The following is a 17679-nucleotide window of genomic DNA, read 5'->3' on the forward strand; positions in this document are numbered from 1 at the left end:
ACCAAGGAGCGCCCCGTGACCGCCCCCGAGACGCCCGAGCCCGTAGACGCAGTCGACGACGACAAGTCGCACGTCCCGCCGCTGACGACCCGCGTCGTCATCGCCGAGGACGAGGCCCTCATTCGCCTCGACCTCAAAGAGATGCTCGAGGAAGAGGGCTACTCCGTCGTGGGCGAGGCCGGTGACGGCGAGCAGGCCGTCGAGCTGGCCCGTGAGCACAAGCCCGACCTCGTGATCCTCGACGTGAAGATGCCGAAGATGGATGGCATCAGCGCGGCGGAGAAGATCGCCGGTGAGTCGATCGCCCCGGTTCTGATGCTGACCGCGTTCTCGCAGCGCGACCTGGTGGAGCGTGCGCGCGACGCCGGTGCGATGGCGTACCTCGTGAAGCCGTTCAGTAAGAGTGATGTCGTTCCGGCGATCGAGATGGCCGTGTCCCGGTTCACGGAGCTGAAGACGCTGGAGAACGAGGTCGCGGACCTTACGCAGCGGCTTGAGACGCGGAAGCTGGTGGACCGGGCGAAGTCGGTGTTGCAGACGGAGTACGGGCTGACGGAGCCGGCGGCGTTCCGTTGGATTCAGAAGACGTCGATGGATCGTCGGCTTTCGATGCAGCAGGTTGCCGAGGCGGTCATTGAGGACGCCGAGGAGAAGAAGGCGTCGAAGGGCTGACCCCGCAGGCATGACTGAGGCCCGCACCCCTGAAGGGGGCGCGGGCCTCAGTCGTATCCGCGTAAGGCCATCAGTCCTCGCCGAGGTACGCCTTGCGGACGGATTCGTCGTGGAGGAGGTCTTCGCCGGTGCCGGAGAGGACGATGGAGCCGACTTCCATGACGTGGCCCTGGTCGGCGAGTGAGAGTGCCGCCTGTGCGTTCTGTTCGACCAGCAAGATTGTCGTGCCTTGTGCCTTGAGTTCGCTGATGGTCGACATGATTTTCTGCATCATGATCGGCGACAGGCCCATGGACGGTTCATCCAGCATCAGAAGCTTCGGTTGGGACATCAATGCCCGTCCCATGGCCAGCATTTGCTGTTCTCCGCCCGAGAGGGTTCCCGCTGCCTGTTTCCTGCGCTCCCCCAGGATGGGGAACAGTTCGTAGGCCCGCTGCATGTCCTTTTCGACGGCCGCCTGGTCGCGGCGGAGGAACGCTCCGAGTTGGAGGTTCTCCATGATCGTCAGGCGCGGGAAGATGCGGCGGCCTTCGGGGGAGTGGGCGAGGCCCATGGCGACGATCTTGTGTGCGGGGACGGTGGCGAGGGGCTGTCCGGCGAAGCTGATCTTGCCGGCTGAGGGTTTCAGCAGGCCGGACAGGGTGCGTAGCGTGGTCGTTTTGCCGGCGCCGTTGGTGCCGATGAGGGTGACGACCTGGCCTTCTTCGACGCTGAAGGAGATGCCTTTGACGGCTTCGATCTTGCCGTAGGCGACCTTGAGGTCTTCGACCTCGAGCAGTGCGGTCACTGGTCGTTTCCTTCCCCGCCGGCTTGGGCTTCCGCGGCCTGGACTTCTTCGATGGCGGTGTCTTCGGGGGCGCCTTCGAAGGGGGTGCCGAGGTAGGCGGCGATGACGCGTTCGTCGCCTTGGACGACTGCGCTGGTGCCTTCGACGAGTTTTTCGCCTTGTACGAGGACGGCGACGCGGTCGCAGAGGTTGAAGATGAAGCGCATGTCGTGCTCGATGACGAGGACGGCGACGCCCTTGTCGCGGATGGCGACGACGAGTTCTTCGGTGGCGCGGGTTTCTTGCGGGTTCATTCCCGCTGTCGGCTCGTCGAGGAGCAGCAGTCCGGGTTCACTCGCGAGTGCCCTCGCGATTTCCAGCTTGCGTTGTTCGCCGTAGGGGAGGTTGCGGGCGAGGTGTTCGCGTTTGTGGGCGAGGCCGATGAATTCGAGGAGTTCCATGGCGCGTTCTTCGCTGCCGCGTTCGGCTTTTTTGAAGCCGGGTCCGCGGAGGAGGGCTGACCAGAGGCCTTCTTTTGTCCTGGTGTGGCGGCCTACGAGGACGTTTTCGAGGACGGTCATGTTGGCGAAGAGGCGGATGTTCTGGAAGGTGCGGGCGACGCCTGCTTTGGTGACGAGGTGGGGTTGGGGTGGGAGGACGGACCCTTGGTAGGAGACTTTGCCCTCGGTGGGGATGTAGAGGCCGGTGAGGCAGTTGAAGAAGGTGGTTTTTCCGGCGCCGTTGGGGCCGATGAGGCCGACGATTTCGCCTTTGTCGACGTGGAGGTCGACGTCTCGTACTGCGGTGAGGCCGCCGAAGCGCATGGTGACGCCGGTGGCTTGGAGCACGGTGTCGGTCATGGTGGTCACGCCCCCGCCTTGGTGACGGACGGATCATCGGTCACGCTTTGTTCTGGTACGTCGAGTTGGCCGGTGTCGTGGAATTCGAGTTTTTTGCGGCGGTCGGCGATGAGGCCTTCGGGGCGGAAGCGCATGAGGAGGATCAGTGCGACGCCGAAGAGGAGGAGTTGGTAGTCGCCGATGAATTGGAGTTTCGCCGGGATGAGGTAGAGGAGGGCTGCGCCGATGAGGGGGCCGCTGACGGTGCCCATGCCGCCGAGGATGACTGCGGCGAGCAGGAATGCGGAGTTGGGTGGTGCGTTCTCGACGAATTTGTACTGGTCGGGGGTGACGGAGTATTGGACGTGGGCCTGTACGGAGCCGGCCATGCCTGCGAGTGCTGCGCCGAGGGCGAAGGCGAGGAGTTTGAGGCGGAAGGCGTTGATGCCCATGGCGCGGGCGGCTGTTTCGTCTTCGCGGATGGCGACCCAGGCGCGGCCGATGCGGCTGGCGCCTGCGCGGCGGAAGACGGTCACGACGATGATCGTGAAGAACAGCATGAGGAGGTAGTAGTTGGCGAAGCGGCCGAGGTCGACGCCGAGGACGGTGTGGGTTTCGCCGAGGTCGAAGCCGAAGATTTTGAGGTCGGGGATGTTGGGGATGCCGTTGGGGCCGTTGGTGACGTCGGGTCCTGAGTCGCCGTCGAGGTTGTTCATGGTGATGCGGAAGATTTCGCCGAAGCCGAGGGTGACGATGGCGAGGTAGTCGCCTCGGAGGCGGAGGGTGGGTGCGCCGATGGCGACGCCGAAGATGAGTGATGCGGCGGCGCCGGTGAGTACGGCTGCCCAGAAGGGGAAGTGGACGCCGATGGTGGAGTCGGGGCTGCCGGAGACGAGGGCGGCTGCGTAGGCGCCGACGCCGAGGAAGGCTACGTAGCCGAGGTCGAGGAGTCCTGCGAGGCCGACGACGACGTTGAGGCCGAGGGCGACGGTGGCGAAGACGAGGATGTTGGCGGCGACGTTGGTGTAGGTGTCGTTGGTCTGGGTGAAGGGGAAGGCTGCTGCGGCGACGAAGGCGGCGGTGAGGCTGATGTTGCGGTGTTTGTTGGTGAGGCCGGTGATGCGGCTGAGGAGGCCGGATTTGGAGAGGGCGGCGGCGCCGAATCCGACGATGATGAGGTAGCCGACGAAGAGTTCGCCGTATTCGGTGTCGATGCCGTATGTGAAGACGTAGAGGGCGAGGCCGAAGGCGATGGCGATGAGGAGGATTTCGGCCCAGGCGGGGAGGGTGGTGGCGCTGGGGCGTGGGGGTGGGGCTTTGAGGGAGTTGCGGAAGCGGGCCCAGGGGTTGGTGGCTTCGTCGTCCTTCACGTCGGCGGGGAGGCCGAGGGCGATGAGGGTGGTGGCGAGGGCGGCGATGCCGGCGATCCAGGCTCCGGGTTCGAGGTTGGCGGTGCCGCCGAGTTTCGCGGAGATGGCGCCCATGGTGTAGCCGGTGGTGCCGAGGGTGCCGAGGGCGAAGAGGAGGGTGGGGGCGGTGGTGCCGCCGGGGGTGAGCCAGCGCAGGCCGCGGGTGCCGAGTCCTGAGAGGGTCAGGAGCAGGGTGATCAACGCGCCGATGAGGGTGAGGACTTGGAGGCCGCCGGGGTAGCCGGTGACGGTGAGGTCGCCGGGGAATTCGTCGGTCCAGGTCCAGGCGAGGAAGGTGCTGGCGAGGGTGAGGAGGGCGGCTGCGGCGGTGCCGTAGCGGGCGGCCTTCTCGGGGAGGGGGATGGTGGCGGTGTTCATGGCGTTTTTGGTGGTGGTCGTCGTCATGGTGATCACGCCCTGTCCGCGACGCGCTCGCCGAGTAGGCCTTGGGGTCGGAGCAGGAGGACGAGGATGAGGAGGACGAAGGCCCAGACGTCCTTCCAGGCTCCGCCGCCGAGGAGTTCCATGCCGGGGATGTCCTGGATGTAGGCGGTGGCGAGGGCTTCGGCGAGGCCGAGGGCGAGGCCGCCGATCATGGCGCCGTAGATGTTGCCGATGCCGCCGAGTACGGCGGCGGTGAAGGCTTTGAGGCCGGCGATGAAGCCCATTTTGAAGCCGACTTGGCCGTATTTGAGGCCGTAGGCCATGGCGGCGACTGCTGCGAAGGCGCCGCCGATGGCGAAGGCGGTGACGACGATGCGGTCGGTGTTGATGCCCATGAGCTTGGCGGTGTCGGGGTCTTGGGAGGTGGCTTGCATGGCGCGGCCTGTGCGGGTTTTGGCGACGAAGAAGGCGAGGGCTGCCATGCAGATGGGGGCGGCGATGATGAGGAAGAAGTCGCCGCGTTGGAGGTTGAAGGCGCCGAGGTCGACGGGGCCGCCTTCGAACTGGGGGAAGGTGCGGTCGGCCTTGGCGTCGGGGTAGAAGGCCCAGACTGCTTGCTGGAGGGCGATGGAGAGGCCGATGGCGGTGATGAGGGGTGCGAGGCGTGGGGCGTTTCTGAGGGGGCGGTAGGCGAAACGTTCCGCGCCGACGGCGATGAGGACGGAGCAGGTGATGCCCATGAGGAGCATGAGGGGCAGGGCGAGGGCGAGGGATGTTCCGCCGGGGAGCCAGAGCCACATGGTGAGGGCGCCGAAGCCGCCGATCATGTAGATCTCGCCGTGGGCGAAGTTGATGAGCTGGATGATGCCGTAGACCATGGTGTAGCCGACGGCTATGAGGCCGTACAGGGCTCCGAGGATCAGGCCGTTGACCAGCTGTTGCGGCAGATCGTGCACCGCTGGGCCTCCGTGGTTGTGGTGTCAAGTACGGGTGCGCGGGGGGCTGTTGGTGGGCCCCCCGCGCTCGGTGCGGTACTGGGGGAGCGGCCGGGGTGCCGGGTGCTCCCTGTGCGTTACTGCGCTTCCAGCTCGCCGGTCTTGACCGGGGTGTGCTCGCCGCTCTTGACCTGGTAGACGGTCAGGGTGCGGTTGGTGGTGTCGCCGTACTGGTCGAAGGCGACGTTGCCGGTGACGCCGTTGAAGGAGACCTTCTGGGTGGCTTCGGTGATCTTCTTGCGGGCTTCCTTGGGGTCGCTGGGAAGCTTGCCGTCGTTGTCGGCCATGACCTGTTTGACGGCTTGGACGATGACCCAGGCGGCGTCGTAGGAGAGGGCGCCGTAGGTCTCGTAGGGCTCCTTGTAGCCGCCGGCCTCGTAGTCGGCGATGAACTTCTTTGCGGTGTCCAGCTTTGCGGGCGGGGCGCCGACGGAGGTGGCGAAGTCGCCTTCGGCTGCCTTGCCTGCGAGCTTGGTGTAGTCGGCGCTCTGGAGGGCGTCGCCGCCGACGACGGGGATCTTGGCTCCGGCGTCCTTGATCTGCTTGGACAGGGGGGCGCCGGCCGGGTATTCGCCGCCGTAGTAGACGAAGTCGGCCTTGGAGTTCTTGATCTTTGTGGCGATGGCGCCGAAGTCGCGGTCGTCGGGGTTGATGTGGTCGGTGGCGATGACCTTGCCGCCGAGCTTGGTGAATTCCTGGCGGAAGGTGCGGGCGAGGCCCGCTCCGTAGGTCTTCTTGTCGTCGACGGAGTAGACCGTCTTCAACTTGAGGGTGTTGTACGCGTATTGGGCGGCGTACGGGCCCTGGAGGGCGTCGGTGGTGGCGGTGCGGAAGTACGTGTCGAACTGGCGGGCCTTCTTCGTCGCGTACTTGGCGCCCTGGGTGAGTTCGGGTGCGGTGTTCGCGGGTGAGACCTGGACGAGGTTCGCGGAGGCGAACGTCTTCTGCATCGACTGGGCGACGCTGGAGTTGAGGGGGCCGACGACGCCGAGGACGTCGTCCTGGCCGACGAGCTTGGTGGCGTTCTGGCCGCCGGTGGAGGGGTTGGCGACGTCGTCGAGCGGCTGGGTCTTGAAGGTGACGCCGTTGACTTCTTTGTTCTTGTTGGCGATCTTCGCGGCCAGGTCGACGGAGTTCTTGATGCCGATGCCGATGGCCGAGAGGTCGCCGCTGAGCGGGGCGTCGACGCCGATGACCACGGTGGTGTTGCCGCCGCCGCTGGACTTTTTGTCCTCGTCGCGCGATCCGCAGGCGCTGAGTGTGAGTGCTCCGGTGGTGAGCACGGCGGTGAGTATGAGCAAAGAACGGTGTCGCACGATCATTCCTCTCCCTGGCGCGGCCCCCTGGTCCAGGGGCCGTGTGTCTCGCCGGGCCGTACGGAGTGGTACAGGGGCCGTGCAAGTGGAGCGCCCGGCGGCGCGGTGACTGGCCGTGACTATAAGCGCAGGTGGCAGGGTGGAGCGTGGGTGCGGAAGAGGCTGTGACGTTCTTGTTATGCCGGGGCGTGCCGCTCGGGTGGGGCGGACCATGATCACCTCAAGTCCCGTAGTGGAGCGGGGTGTTCTCAAGATCGACATGGTCGCGTACGCCCCGTGAGTGTCGACAGGGCTACGCGGTGCGACGTTCGCATTGCTTCGTTGCGGCAGAGGTAACCGAGTGTTACCGCTGTGTGAGTTCGTCCCGGAGGTTCGCGCAGCGTGCGCGCGGGGTGTCGTGGTGGCGCAATGTCGTTGCGTCTCAAGTGAGTTGGGGAGGCCCTCTGGTCGGGTGGGGGGTTGGGCGGTGGAATGTCTCGTGGCACCTCCTGTTCCGTGAGTGAACTCCCGAACGCGCCCCTGGAGGCACGATGGTGAGATCCACCGGTAAGAGACGTTTCGGCCTGGCCTTGGTGTGTGCGTTGGTGGCGGCTACGGCCGCCCCGTCCGCGTATGCCGTGCAACCCTCCGCCGATCGTGCGGAGTTGAGGATCAAGGATCGTGAGACGCAGCCCGTCTTCTCGCGTGCGGACGCCGTGCTGCAGAAGGTCGACGTGCAGACGGAGGCCGACAGTGACGGTGACGGGAAGCGCGACACCGTGCGCATGCGGATTCTGCGGCCCAAGGAGACGGAGACGGCGGGCCTGAAGGTCGCCACGATCGTGGAGGCGAGCCCGTACTGGGCGGGTGGCAACGATGTCCCGAACCATGTCGTCGACCTGGACGAGGACGGGCTGCCGGAGTCGGGTGGGAAGTTCCAACAGGCGCCGGGCAAGGCAGGGTTGGCGGGCCCGGCCGTGGCGTACGGCGGGTACTACGACAACTACTTCCTGCCGCGCGGCTATGCCGTGGCCGAGGTCGACAGCCTCGGTACCGGCGACTCCACCGGCTGTCCGACCTCCGGTGGCCGCAATGAGACGCTCGGTGCGAAGGCCGCGATCGACTGGCTGAACGGCCGCGCGAAGGGCTGGGACACCGAGGGTGAGCCGGTCCGTGCGGACTGGTCGACCGGTGACTCCGCCATGATGGGCATCTCGTACAACGGCACTCTGCCGACCGCCGTCGCCAGTACGGGAGTTGAAGGTCTCAAGGCGATCGTGCCGATCTCCGGGATCTCCTCCTGGTACGACTACTACCGTGCGAACGGCGGTGTCGTGGCGCCTGGTACCTACCAGGGCGAGGACACGGATGTGCTCGCCAGGTACGTGTACTCGCGGGCCGACCGGGAGATCTGCAAGCCGGTGCTCGACTCGCTGGAGCGTGATCAGGACCGGGTGAGCGGTGACTGGTCGCCGTACTGGCAGGAGCGCGACTACCTGAAGGACGCGCGCCGGATCAAGGCGGCGACGTTCGTCGTGCACGGCCTCAACGACTGGAACGTGAAGACGAAGAACGCGGGCCAGTTGTGGGAGGCGCTGAAGAAGAACCATGTGCCGCGCAAGCTGTGGCTGCACCAGGCCGGGCACGCCAATCCGATGCCGCTGCGCATGGAGGAGTGGCTGAGCCAGGTCCACCACTGGTTCGACCACTATCTGTACGGCATCGACAACGGCGTCACGAAGGAGCCCCAAGTCGACGTCGAGCAGGCCGACTTCAGCTGGAGGCAGCAGAGCGACTGGCCGGCGGCCGGTACGCGCTCGACGACACTTCGGATGCGCGCCGACGGCACACTGGGGAGCAAGGCGGGCCCCAGGCGCGTCCAGTCGCTGACGGACGCGGGCCGGACGGTCGCCGCGGACAAGCTGGTGACGTCGCCGGACGACCCGAACCCGAACCGGCTCGCGTACACGACGGGGACGCTGGACAAGGACGTCCGGCTCAATGGTGTGCCCGAGGTCGATGTGCGGGCCTCGCTGGCCGGTACGTCGCCGTACGTGACCGCGCTGCTCGTCGACTACGGGCGGGACACCCGGGCCACGTCGGGCACGGTCACCGACACCTCGCAGCAGGTCTGCTACGGCCAGGGCGTGCCGGGCCTCGCCGGTGAGACGGGCTGCGCGTACCGCGCGAAGCACCGCACCGAGACCGCCGACTACAAGATCGTGACGCGGGGCTGGCTGGATGCCCGGAACCGGGCGTCGTACGAGCGTCAGTCCAAGGTCGTCGAGGGCCGCGAGTACCGGCTGCGCTGGGACCTGCAGCCCGAGGACTACGTCTTCAAGGCCGGGCACCGGCTCGGCGTCGTCCTGATCTCCACCGACTACGACTACACGCTGCGCTACCCGGCGGGCACGCGGATGACCGTGCGCGCCGGGGACAGCTCGGTGACGCTGCCGGTGGCGCCCACCCGCAAGGGGTAGGCGCCGGGGCGTCCGCTACGCGGTGGGCGCGTCCGGTACTTCCTTGAGCATGCAGGTCAGGCGGGCCGAGCAGACCCGCCTGTCCTGCTCGTCGGTGATGACGATCTCGTACGTCGCCGTGGAGCGGCCGCGGTGCAGCGGTGTGGCGACGCCGGTGACGAGGCCGGAGCGGGCGCCGCGGTGGTGCGTGCAGTTCAGGTCGACGCCGACGGCGATCTTGCCGCTGCCGCCGTGCAGCATCGCGCCGATGGAGCCGAGGGTCTCGGCGAGCACGGCGGACGCGCCGCCGTGCAGCAGTCCGTAGGGCTGGGTGTTGCCCTCGACGGGCATGGTGCCGACGACGCGCTCGGCCGAGGCCTCCTTGACGTCGATGCCCATGCGGGTGCCGAGGTGCCCGGCGGAGAACAGGGCGACGAGGTCGATGCCGAGTGCCGCGTACTCGTCGATGACCTCTTGCGGGAACTGCGTGTGGTTCTGCTCGCCCATGGCGCCCGGCTCCGTTCGTCGTGCAGTGCTTGAGTCGTCTGTGTGGCTGTTACCTGGCTGAGCAAACGCTCAGTCGGTCCTGGATTGTTCCAGGCGGACCACGACGGACTTGCTGGCGGGTGTGTTGCTGGTGTCCGCCGTGGCGTCCAGCGGCACCAGCACGTTCGTCTCCGGGTAGTAGGCGGCCGCGCAGCCGCGGGCCGTCGGGTAGTGCACGACGCGGAAGCCGGGCGCGCGCCTCTCGACGCCGTCGCTCCACTCGCTCACGAGGTCTACGTAGGAGCCCTCGGCGAGGTCGAGGTCCTTGGCGTCGTCGGCGTTGACGAGGACGACGCGGCGGCCGTTCCTGATGCCGCGGTAGCGGTCGTCGAGGCCGTAGATCGTGGTGTTGTACTGGTCGTGCGAGCGCAGCGTCTGCAGCAGCAGGCGGCCTTCGGGCACGCGCGGGTACTCGACGGGCGCGGCCGTGAAGTTGGCCTTGCCGGTGGTGGTGGGGAAGCGGCGCTCGTCGCGCGGGGCGTGCGGGAGCGCGAAACCGCTCGGGTCGGCGACCTTCGCGTTGAAGTCCTCGAAGCCGGGGATGATGTGGCCGATGCGGTCGCGGATCGTCGCGTAGTCCTTCTCGAACTCCTCCCAGGGCGTGGCCGATTCGGCGCCCAGGACGCGGCGGGCGAGGCGGGCGACGATGGCCGGCTCCGACAGCAGGTGCCGGCTCGCCGGGTCGAGGCGGCCGCGGGAGGCGTGCACCATGCCCATGGAGTCCTCGACGGTCACGAACTGCTCGCCACTGCCCTGGAGGTCGAGCTCGGTGCGGCCGAGCGTCGGCAGGATCAGGGCGCGGGCGCCGGTGACGGCGTGCGAGCGGTTCAGCTTCGTGGAGACGTGGACGGTGAGACGGGCGCGGCGCATGGCCGACTCGGTGACGTCGGTGTCGGGGGACGCCGAGACGAAGTTGCCGCCCATGGCGAAGAAGACCTTGGCCTGTCCGTCGCGCAGGGCGCGGATGGCGCGCACGACGTCGAAGCCGTGTTCGCGCGGCGGGGCGAAGCCGAACTCCTTCTCCAGGGCGTCGAGGAACGCCGGGGCGGGGCGCTCGAAGATGCCCATGGTGCGGTCGCCCTGCACGTTCGAGTGGCCGCGGACGGGGCACACGCCGGCGCCGGGCCGTCCGATGTTGCCGCGCAGCAGCAGGAAGTTGACCACTTCGCGGATGGTCGGCACGGAGTGCTTGTGCTGGGTGAGGCCCATGGCCCAGCACACGACGGTGCGCTTGGAGGCGAGGACCATTTCCAGGGTGCGCTCGATGTCGGCGCGGGACAGGCCGGTCGCCGCGAGGGTCTCGTCCCAGTCGGCGGCGCGGGCGGCCTCGGTGAACTCCTCGTAGCCGTGGGTGTGCTCGGCGATGAAGGCGTCGTCGGTGGCGCCTTCTGTGCCGAGGATCAGCTTGTTGAGGAGGCGGAAGAGGGCCTGGTCGCCGCCGAGGCGGATCTGCAGGAACAGATCGTTCAGCGCGGCGCCCTTGGTGAGGCCCTTCGGGGTCTGCGGGTTCTTGAACTTCTCCAGGCCCGCTTCCGGCAGCGGATTGATGGAGATGATCTTCGCGCCGCCCGCCTTCGCCTTCTCCAGGGCGGAGAGCATGCGCGGATGGTTCGTGCCCGGGTTCTGCCCGGCGACGATGATCAGGTCCGACTTGTAGAGGTCCTCCAGGAGGACGCTGCCCTTGCCGACGCCGATCGTTTCCGTGAGCGCGGAGCCGGACGACTCGTGGCACATGTTCGAACAGTCGGGCAGGTTGTTCGTGCCGAACTCGCGGGCGAACAGCTGGTAGAGGAACGCCGCCTCGTTGCTGGTGCGCCCCGACGTGTAGAAGACGGCCTCGTCGGGGGAGGTGAGAGCGGTCAGCTCGTCCGCGATCAGGTCGAAGGCGCGCTCCCACGTGACCGGCTCGTAGTGCGAGGCGCCCTCGTCCAGGCCCCCTCCTTCTAGAAGCATGGGGTGGGTGAGCCGGCCCTGCTGGCCCAGCCAGTACCCGGAGCGCGTCGCGAGGTCGGAGACCGGGTGCGCGGCGAAGAACTCCGGCGTCACGCGGCGCAGGGTGGCCTCCTCGGCGACGGCCTTCGCCCCGTTCTCACAGAACTCCGCCGCGTGCCGGTGCTCCGGCTCGGGCCAGGCGCAGCCGGGGCAGTCGAAGCCGTCCTTCTGGTTGACGCGCAGCAGCGTCAGCGCGGTCCGCTTCACGCCCATCTGCTCGCGGGCCATCTTGAGCGAGTGCTTCACGGCGGGGAGCCCGGCGGCATGGTGCTGGGGCGCCGCTACCTGCGGCGCGTCCTGTACCGGGTCGGATGCGGGCGGCTTGCTTGCCATGGTTCGGCTCCCCTTTGAGCAGGTCCTGCGATGCTGCGGCGCAGTTCTGTGAGCTACGTCTCCGATCTTCGCACGGGGGTGTGACAACGCCCGTGCCGGACCGAGGTGGGCCGCGCTGTCAGTGGGGCGTGGCAGGATCGTGGGCGTGGCAGAGAAAGCAGCAGCGAAGACGGCTAAGAAGACGGTGGATCCGGTGGCGAAGGCAGCAGACAGCAGCGCGGGCGGGCGTCCCCGCCTGATGCTCATGGACGGGCATTCGCTGGCGTACCGGGCGTTCTTCGCGCTGCCTGCGGAGAACTTCACGACGGCGACGGGCCAGCCGACGAACGCGATCTACGGTTTCGCGTCGATGCTGGCGAACACGCTGCGCGACGAGGAGCCGACGCACTTCGCGGTGGCGTTCGACGTGTCCCGCAAGACGTGGCGCTCCGAGGAGTTCACCGAGTACAAGGCGAACCGGTCGAAGACGCCGGACGAGTTCAAGGGGCAGGTCGAGCTGATCGGCGAGCTGCTCGACGCGATGCACACGCCGCGCTTCGCGGTCGACGGCTTCGAGGCCGACGACGTCATCGCCACGCTCGCCACGCAGGCCGAGGCCGCGGGCTTCGACGTCCTCATCGTCACCGGCGACCGGGACTCGTTCCAGCTGGTCTCGGAGAACGTGACGGTGCTGTACCCCACCAAGGGCGTCTCCGAGCTGACGCGGTTCACGCCTCAGAAGGTCGAGGAGAAGTACGGGCTGACGCCGGCCCAGTACCCGGACTTCGCGGCGCTGCGCGGCGACCCGTCGGACAACCTGCCGGGCATCCCCGGAGTCGGTGAGAAGACGGCCGCGAAGTGGATCAACCAGTTCGGTTCGTTCGCGGAGTTGGTCGAGCGCGCCGAGGAGGTCAAGGGCAAGGCGGGGCAGAACTTCCGGGAGCACATCGAGGCCGTGAAGCTGAACCGGCGGCTGACCGAGATGGTGCGGGACGTCGAGCTCCCGAAGACCGTCACCGACCTGGAGCGCGAGGCGTACGACCGGACGTCGATCGCGATGATCCTGGACACCCTGGAGATCCGTAACCCGTCGCTGCGCGAGCGCCTGTTCGCCGTCGACCCGGGGGCCGAGGAGGCCGAGGAGACCCCGGCGGAGCCGGGGGTCGAACTGGACGGCACGGTGCTGGCGACGGGCGAGGTCGCGCCGTGGCTGGCCGAGCACGGCAAGGCGGTCCTCGGCATGGCGTCCGTCGACACCTGGTCGCTGGGCACGGGCTCGGTCACCGAGGTCGCGCTGGCCGCCGCCGGGGGAGAGGCCGCCTGGTTCGACCCGTCGACGCTGGACGAGGCCGACGAGAAGGCGTTCGCCACCTGGCTCGCCGACGCGAAGAAGCCGAAGGTGCTGCACAACGCCAAGGCGGTCATGCGCGTCTTCGCCGAGCACGGCTGGAGTGTCGACGGCATCACGATGGACACGGCGCTCGCCGCGTACCTGGTCAAGCCGGGCCGCCGCTCCTTCGCGCTCGACGCGCTGTCCCTGGAGTACCTGGGCCGCGAGCTGGCCCCGGCCGGCGCGGCCGACGGTCAGCTGGCGTTCGGTACCGACGAGGACGACCAGGCCGAGGCCGACGCGCTCATGGTGCAGGCCCGCGCGATCCTCGACCTGGGCGAGGCGTTCGGTACACGGCTGGGGGAGGTCGGCGCGGCCGATCTGCTCACCGACATCGAGCTGCCCACATCCACGCTCCTCGCGCGCCTGGAGCGGCACGGCATCGCCGCCGACCGCGCCCACCTGGAGTCGATGGAGCAGATGTTCGCGGGCGCCGTGCAGCAGGCGGTGAAGGAGGCGCACGACGCGGTGGGGCACGAGTTCAACCTCGGCTCCCCGAAGCAGCTCCAGGCCGTCTTCTTCGAGGAACTCGACCTTCCGAAGACGAAGAAGACCAAGACCGGGTACACGACGGACGCCGACGCGCTCGCCTGGCTGGCCACGCAGACCGACCACGAACTGCCCGTGATCATGCTGCGCCACCGCGAGCAGGCCAAGCTCCGCGTCACCGTCGAGGGCCTGATCAAGACGATCGCGGCGGACGGCCGTATCCACACCACGTTCAACCAGACGGTGGCGGCGACGGGACGACTGTCGTCGACCGACCCGAACCTGCAGAACATTCCGGTCCGCACCGACGAGGGCCGTGCCATTCGGCGTGGGTTCGTGGTGGGTGAGGGCTACGAGTCGCTGATGACGGCCGACTACAGCCAGATCGAACTGCGCGTCATGGCGCACCTGTCGGAGGACGAGGGCCTCCTTGAGGCGTTCACCTCCGGTGAGGACCTGCACACCACGGTGGCCTCGCAGGTCTTCGGAGTGGAGCGGGACGCGGTCGACGCGGAGATGCGCCGCAAGATCAAGGCGATGTCGTACGGGCTCGCGTACGGCCTCTCCGCCTTCGGCCTCTCCGGTCAGCTGGGCATCGACCCGGGCGAGGCGCGCGGCCTGATGGACACGTACTTCGAGCGGTTCGGCGGGGTACGGGACTACCTGCGCCGCGCCGTCGACGAGGCGCGCGCCACCGGGTACACGGAGACGATGCTGGGGCGCCGCCGGTACCTGCCCGACCTGAACTCGGACAACCGGCAGCGCCGCGAGATGGCCGAGCGGATGGCGCTCAACGCGCCGATCCAGGGCACGGCGGCCGACATCGTGAAGATCGCGATGCTGAACGTCGACAAGGCGCTCACGGAGGCGGACCTCAAGTCGCGGATGCTGCTTCAGGTGCACGATGAAATCGTGCTGGAGATCGCTCCTGGTGAGGCCGCGGCGGCGGAGGAGCTGGTGCGGCGTGAGATGGCCGGAGCGGTTGCGCTCCGCGCGCCGTTGGATGTTTCGGTCGGGCTGGGGGCGGACTGGGAGTCCGCGGCCCACTAGGGCTTGGTCGGCCGGGTGCGGGGTGCGTTGGTTCGCGGCCTGCACCCGGGCTCACGTCACGGGGCTCCGCCCCGGACCCCGCGCCTCAAACGCCGGCGGGGCTTGAATTGGGTCACCAGTGCGTACAGCAGCACTCCTCCACCCACGCCCGCCCCCGCGCCGAAGCACAGGGTCGGGATGATTTCCCAGGGGTGCCAGGTGAGGCCGGTTCCGTTGACGTAGGACAGCCAGCGTGCCACCCGTAGGCCGCCGGCGAGGCACGCGCAGCCTGCGATCAGGGGCCACGCGAGCCACCGCTCCCCGGTGGGTGGTGCGGGTGCGGGCTCGGCGCTTCGTACCGTCCGCCACGCGAACGCGGCGAGCACCGCGAGTGCGGCGGCCGAACCGGCGTACTGGGCGTACCAGTAGAGCGGGGAGCCGGCGAACGTCTCGCCGAGGACGGGGAAGAGGCGCGTCCCCCAGCGGTCCGGGTGCGTGAAGGCGTCCCACACGACGTGGGTCGTGGCGCCGAGTGCCGCGGAGACGTACCACCACAGCGGCCACCACCCCGTACGCGGCCGGGGCCGGACCACGGCCGCCAGCCGCCCCCGTACCCGCCCCGGAACGAGCCCGAGCAGCGGCTCCCGGATCAGCCGCCACAGGGCCACCACCGCGAGCGCGAGCCCCACGTCCACGGTGAACACACCCGTGAACGAGTGCGTGAACGCGCCGAATTCCATGGCCCCCGGCACCGCCCCCGCCGCGTAGTACGTGAGGTCGGGGGCGAACGACCCGGCGACGAGCAGCGCGGGAACGAGCGGGCCGCGCCCCGCACCGTCCCGCCGCACGAAGGGCAGCACAGCGGCGGCATGGCTGATGGTGAACGGCACGTGGCCCCCCGTTGTCCCGTACGTGCGAGCGTGGAATCGTACGGCATCCGTAGCGGCGCAATCGTTCAATACCGGGCACGAACGGGTGTCTGTGCGGCGGAAGTTGTCGTAGGGTCGGCGGGATCCGCTCGCTGGGGGAGTGTGGCGGGTCGTTACAGGCGACAAGGGGAGGGGCTCGCGGCATGGCGGCGGTATTCGGCAGGCGACTGCGCAGGGGAGTCATGACGGCCGCGGTCGCCGCCGCGGCGGTGGCGGCTCTGTCCGCGTCCCAGGCACCCGGCGTGAGCCCTTCGCACGTGGACGGCGGCAATTCCGCGGCGGACCGCTCCGGCGACGATTCGCAGGACTCGGCGACGGGCCCGGACTACTACACCGACCTGCCCCCGCTGGACAGCCCCACCGACGGCCCGACCGCCTCGCCCGGCACGGGCGGGAAGAGCGGCGACGACTCCGGCATACCGGCGACCGTCCTCGACGCGTACAAGAAGGCCGCCGCCGAGATAGGCACCGCCAAGCCCGGATGCAATCTGGACTGGCAACTGCTCGCCGCGCTCGGCAAGGTCGAGTCGGGCCAGGCCCGCGGCGGCGACGTCGACGCGGACGGCAACACGCTGCACGCGATCCTCGGCCCGGTCCTGAACGGCAACGGCTTCGCGAAGATCACCGACACCGACGGCGGGTCCTACGACGGCGACACCACCCACGACCGGGCGGTGGGCCCCATGCAGTTCATCCCCTCCACCTGGGAGTGGGCGGGCCGCGACGGCAACGGCGACGGCAAGAAGGACCCGAACAACATCTACGACGCCGCCCTCGCCGCGGGCCACTACCTGTGCCGCGCCGACCGCGACCTGGCGAACGCCTCGGACCTCAACAAGGCGATCCTCAGCTACAACAACTCCTCGGACTACCTCGCCACCGTCCTGAAGTGGCTGGAGTTCTACCGCAAGCACTCGCACTCGGTCCCCGACGGCACCGGCGTGCTGCCCAAGCACCCGAGCGGCGGCGGCACGGGCGGCGCGAGCGCGTCGCCGAGCCCCACCGACCGGAACTCCGACCGCCCGTCGGACCGGCCGGCCACGAAGGACCCGTCCAAGAAACCGCCCAAGACACCGTCCGGTGGCGGTTCGACCACTCCCGGCGGGAACACCGGCGGGGGCGGCTCGGAAAGCCCCGGCGAGACCACCCCGCCGCCCACCACCAGCCCCACCCAGTCCGTCACCAAGCTCGCCGACGCGGGCACCGGCGGCCTCAGCGCCATGGCGGGCGACTCCTTCGGCGAGCGGGTCTCGGTGAAGGCCAAGAACGCGGCGGGCTCGGGCGTCGGCTCCGTGAAGATCCGCTTCGCGGTCGTCGGCGACACGGACGCCACGTTCTCCGGCGGCGCCACCAGCGCCACCGTCACCACGAGCGGTTCGGGCGTGGCCACCGCGCCCGCTCTCAAGGCGGGCGAGAAGACCGGGAAGTTCACGGTCCGCACCACCGTCGTCGGCCGCACCCTGCCCGGCCTCGACTACAAGGCGAGCGTCACCGCGCGGGCCGCCGACGAGCTGGCCCGTGTCGACGACGACGCGCTGACCTGCGAGGCGGGCGGCACCTTCGCCAAGGCCGTCGAGCTGAAGGCCACGTACAAGGGCGCCGCAGCCGACAAGGTCGCCGCGACCGCGACGCTCATCAAGGCCGCGGACGACGCGACCCAGGCGGACAAGGGCCCCTACTTCAAGGACGCGGACGGCAAGACGATCCGCACCCTCAAGGGCCTCACGACCGACGCCGACGGGCACCTCACGCTCCCGAAGCTGTACGCGGACGACACCACCGGCACGTTCCTGCTGCGCGTCACCACGACGGGCGGCGCGACGCTCGACGTCGAACTGAAGGTGACCGGGGCGACCGCCTCGTAACACCCTTCGCGCACCGCGTAGTTGAGCCCCCGACCGCACCCGGTCGGGGGCTCAACTACGTCCCGTACAACGTGTTCTCATTCCCGCTCCGCGTTGCTACGGTGCACCGACCCAGAGGCCTGACGCCTCATCAGATTCCGTCTGCCGCAAGGCTGCAGGGAGGTCGGACATGCGCGCTCTCGTCGCCGCGGCGATCGGTCTCGCCGCGGCGCTCGCCCTGGTCCTCACCATGACCGCGGTCGGTGCCCCGCCGGGCGAGACATCCCCGAAACCGCTGCTGCACTCCGTACCCGCACACCCGTAGAAGC

13 protein-coding genes are annotated in these 17679 nt (G+C 68.7%); 5 read left to right on the forward strand and 8 right to left on the reverse strand.

Translation table 11 applies throughout. From position 1 onward, the window contains the following. Positions 1 to 15: 15 nt before the first annotated feature. On the forward strand, positions 16 to 672 hold the full coding sequence (locus tag ACFYWS_RS27835) for an ANTAR domain-containing response regulator (RefSeq protein WP_389280920.1): 657 nt from the start codon (positions 16 to 18) through the stop codon (positions 670 to 672). Between the two features lie 70 nt (positions 673 to 742). Here ACFYWS_RS27835 and ACFYWS_RS27840 read toward each other — a convergent pair whose 3' ends face one another. From ACFYWS_RS27840 to ACFYWS_RS27860, 5 genes are all read right to left on the reverse strand, one after another. Continuing rightward, entirely contained in the window at positions 743 to 1459 is a 717-nt protein-coding gene (locus ACFYWS_RS27840) for an ABC transporter ATP-binding protein (protein ID WP_389280922.1), read from the reverse strand. Continuing rightward, positions 1456 to 2298 carry an ABC transporter ATP-binding protein gene (locus ACFYWS_RS27845; protein ID WP_389281068.1) on the reverse strand — a complete coding sequence of 281 codons (843 nt, stop codon included), beginning with the start codon at positions 2296 to 2298 and terminating at the stop codon, positions 1456 to 1458. Before ACFYWS_RS27845 ends, ACFYWS_RS27840 begins: the two co-directional genes overlap by 4 nt. Before the next feature lie 5 nt (positions 2299 to 2303). After that, positions 2304 to 4091 carry a branched-chain amino acid ABC transporter permease gene (locus ACFYWS_RS27850; RefSeq protein WP_389280923.1) on the reverse strand — a complete coding sequence of 596 codons (1788 nt, stop codon included), beginning with the start codon at positions 4089 to 4091 and terminating at the stop codon, positions 2304 to 2306. A gap of 5 nt (positions 4092 to 4096) precedes the next feature. Continuing rightward, the gene (locus ACFYWS_RS27855) at positions 4097 to 5026 is read right to left on the reverse strand and encodes a branched-chain amino acid ABC transporter permease (protein ID WP_389280925.1); all 930 of its coding nucleotides are present in this window, start codon (positions 5024 to 5026) and stop codon (positions 4097 to 4099) included. A gap of 116 nt (positions 5027 to 5142) precedes the next feature. Continuing rightward, complete coding sequence (locus ACFYWS_RS27860) at positions 5143 to 6381, reverse strand: branched-chain amino acid ABC transporter substrate-binding protein (RefSeq protein WP_389280926.1); 1239 nt, start codon at positions 6379 to 6381, stop codon at positions 5143 to 5145. A gap of 530 nt (positions 6382 to 6911) precedes the next feature. On the opposite strand from ACFYWS_RS27860, the gene ACFYWS_RS27865 reads away from it, so the two are divergent. Continuing rightward, positions 6912 to 8840: a Xaa-Pro dipeptidyl-peptidase gene (locus ACFYWS_RS27865; RefSeq protein WP_389280927.1), complete on the forward strand. Its 1929-nt coding sequence runs from the start codon at positions 6912 to 6914 to the stop codon at positions 8838 to 8840. 15 nt (positions 8841 to 8855) lie between these two features. On the opposite strand, the gene ACFYWS_RS27870 is transcribed toward ACFYWS_RS27865, so the two are convergent. Beyond that, positions 8856 to 9326, reverse strand: a complete 471-nt coding sequence (locus tag ACFYWS_RS27870; RefSeq protein ID WP_389280928.1) for a hotdog fold thioesterase — start codon at positions 9324 to 9326, stop codon at positions 8856 to 8858. Positions 9327 to 9395: 69 nt separating this feature from the next. Then, positions 9396 to 11690, reverse strand: coding sequence for an FdhF/YdeP family oxidoreductase (locus tag ACFYWS_RS27875; RefSeq protein ID WP_389280929.1), 2295 nt, complete (start codon positions 11688 to 11690; stop codon positions 9396 to 9398). Positions 11691 to 11928: 238 nt separating this feature from the next. Here ACFYWS_RS27875 and polA point away from each other — a divergent pair, with 238 nt between their 5' ends. Beyond that, the gene (polA, locus tag ACFYWS_RS27880) at positions 11929 to 14598 is read left to right on the forward strand and encodes a DNA polymerase I (RefSeq protein WP_389281069.1); all 2670 of its coding nucleotides are present in this window, start codon (positions 11929 to 11931) and stop codon (positions 14596 to 14598) included. A 56-nt stretch (positions 14599 to 14654) separates the two neighbouring features. On the opposite strand, the gene ACFYWS_RS27885 is transcribed toward polA, so the two are convergent. Next, on the reverse strand, positions 14655 to 15467 hold the full coding sequence (locus ACFYWS_RS27885; protein ID WP_389280930.1) for a DUF4184 family protein: 813 nt from the start codon (positions 15465 to 15467) through the stop codon (positions 14655 to 14657). Between the two features lie 182 nt (positions 15468 to 15649). Here ACFYWS_RS27885 and ACFYWS_RS27890 point away from each other — a divergent pair, with 182 nt between their 5' ends. Next, positions 15650 to 17371 carry a lytic transglycosylase domain-containing protein gene (locus ACFYWS_RS27890; RefSeq protein WP_389280932.1) on the forward strand — a complete coding sequence of 574 codons (1722 nt, stop codon included), beginning with the start codon at positions 15650 to 15652 and terminating at the stop codon, positions 17369 to 17371. 169 nt (positions 17372 to 17540) lie between these two features. Continuing rightward, positions 17541 to 17675, forward strand: a complete 135-nt coding sequence (locus ACFYWS_RS27895; protein WP_389280933.1) for an SPW_0924 family protein — start codon at positions 17541 to 17543, stop codon at positions 17673 to 17675. Positions 17676 to 17679 lie beyond the last annotated feature (4 nt).

It is taken from the genome of Streptomyces sp. NPDC002795 (assembly GCF_042888725.1).
Taxonomy (GTDB): Bacteria; Actinomycetota; Actinomycetes; order Streptomycetales; family Streptomycetaceae; genus Streptomyces.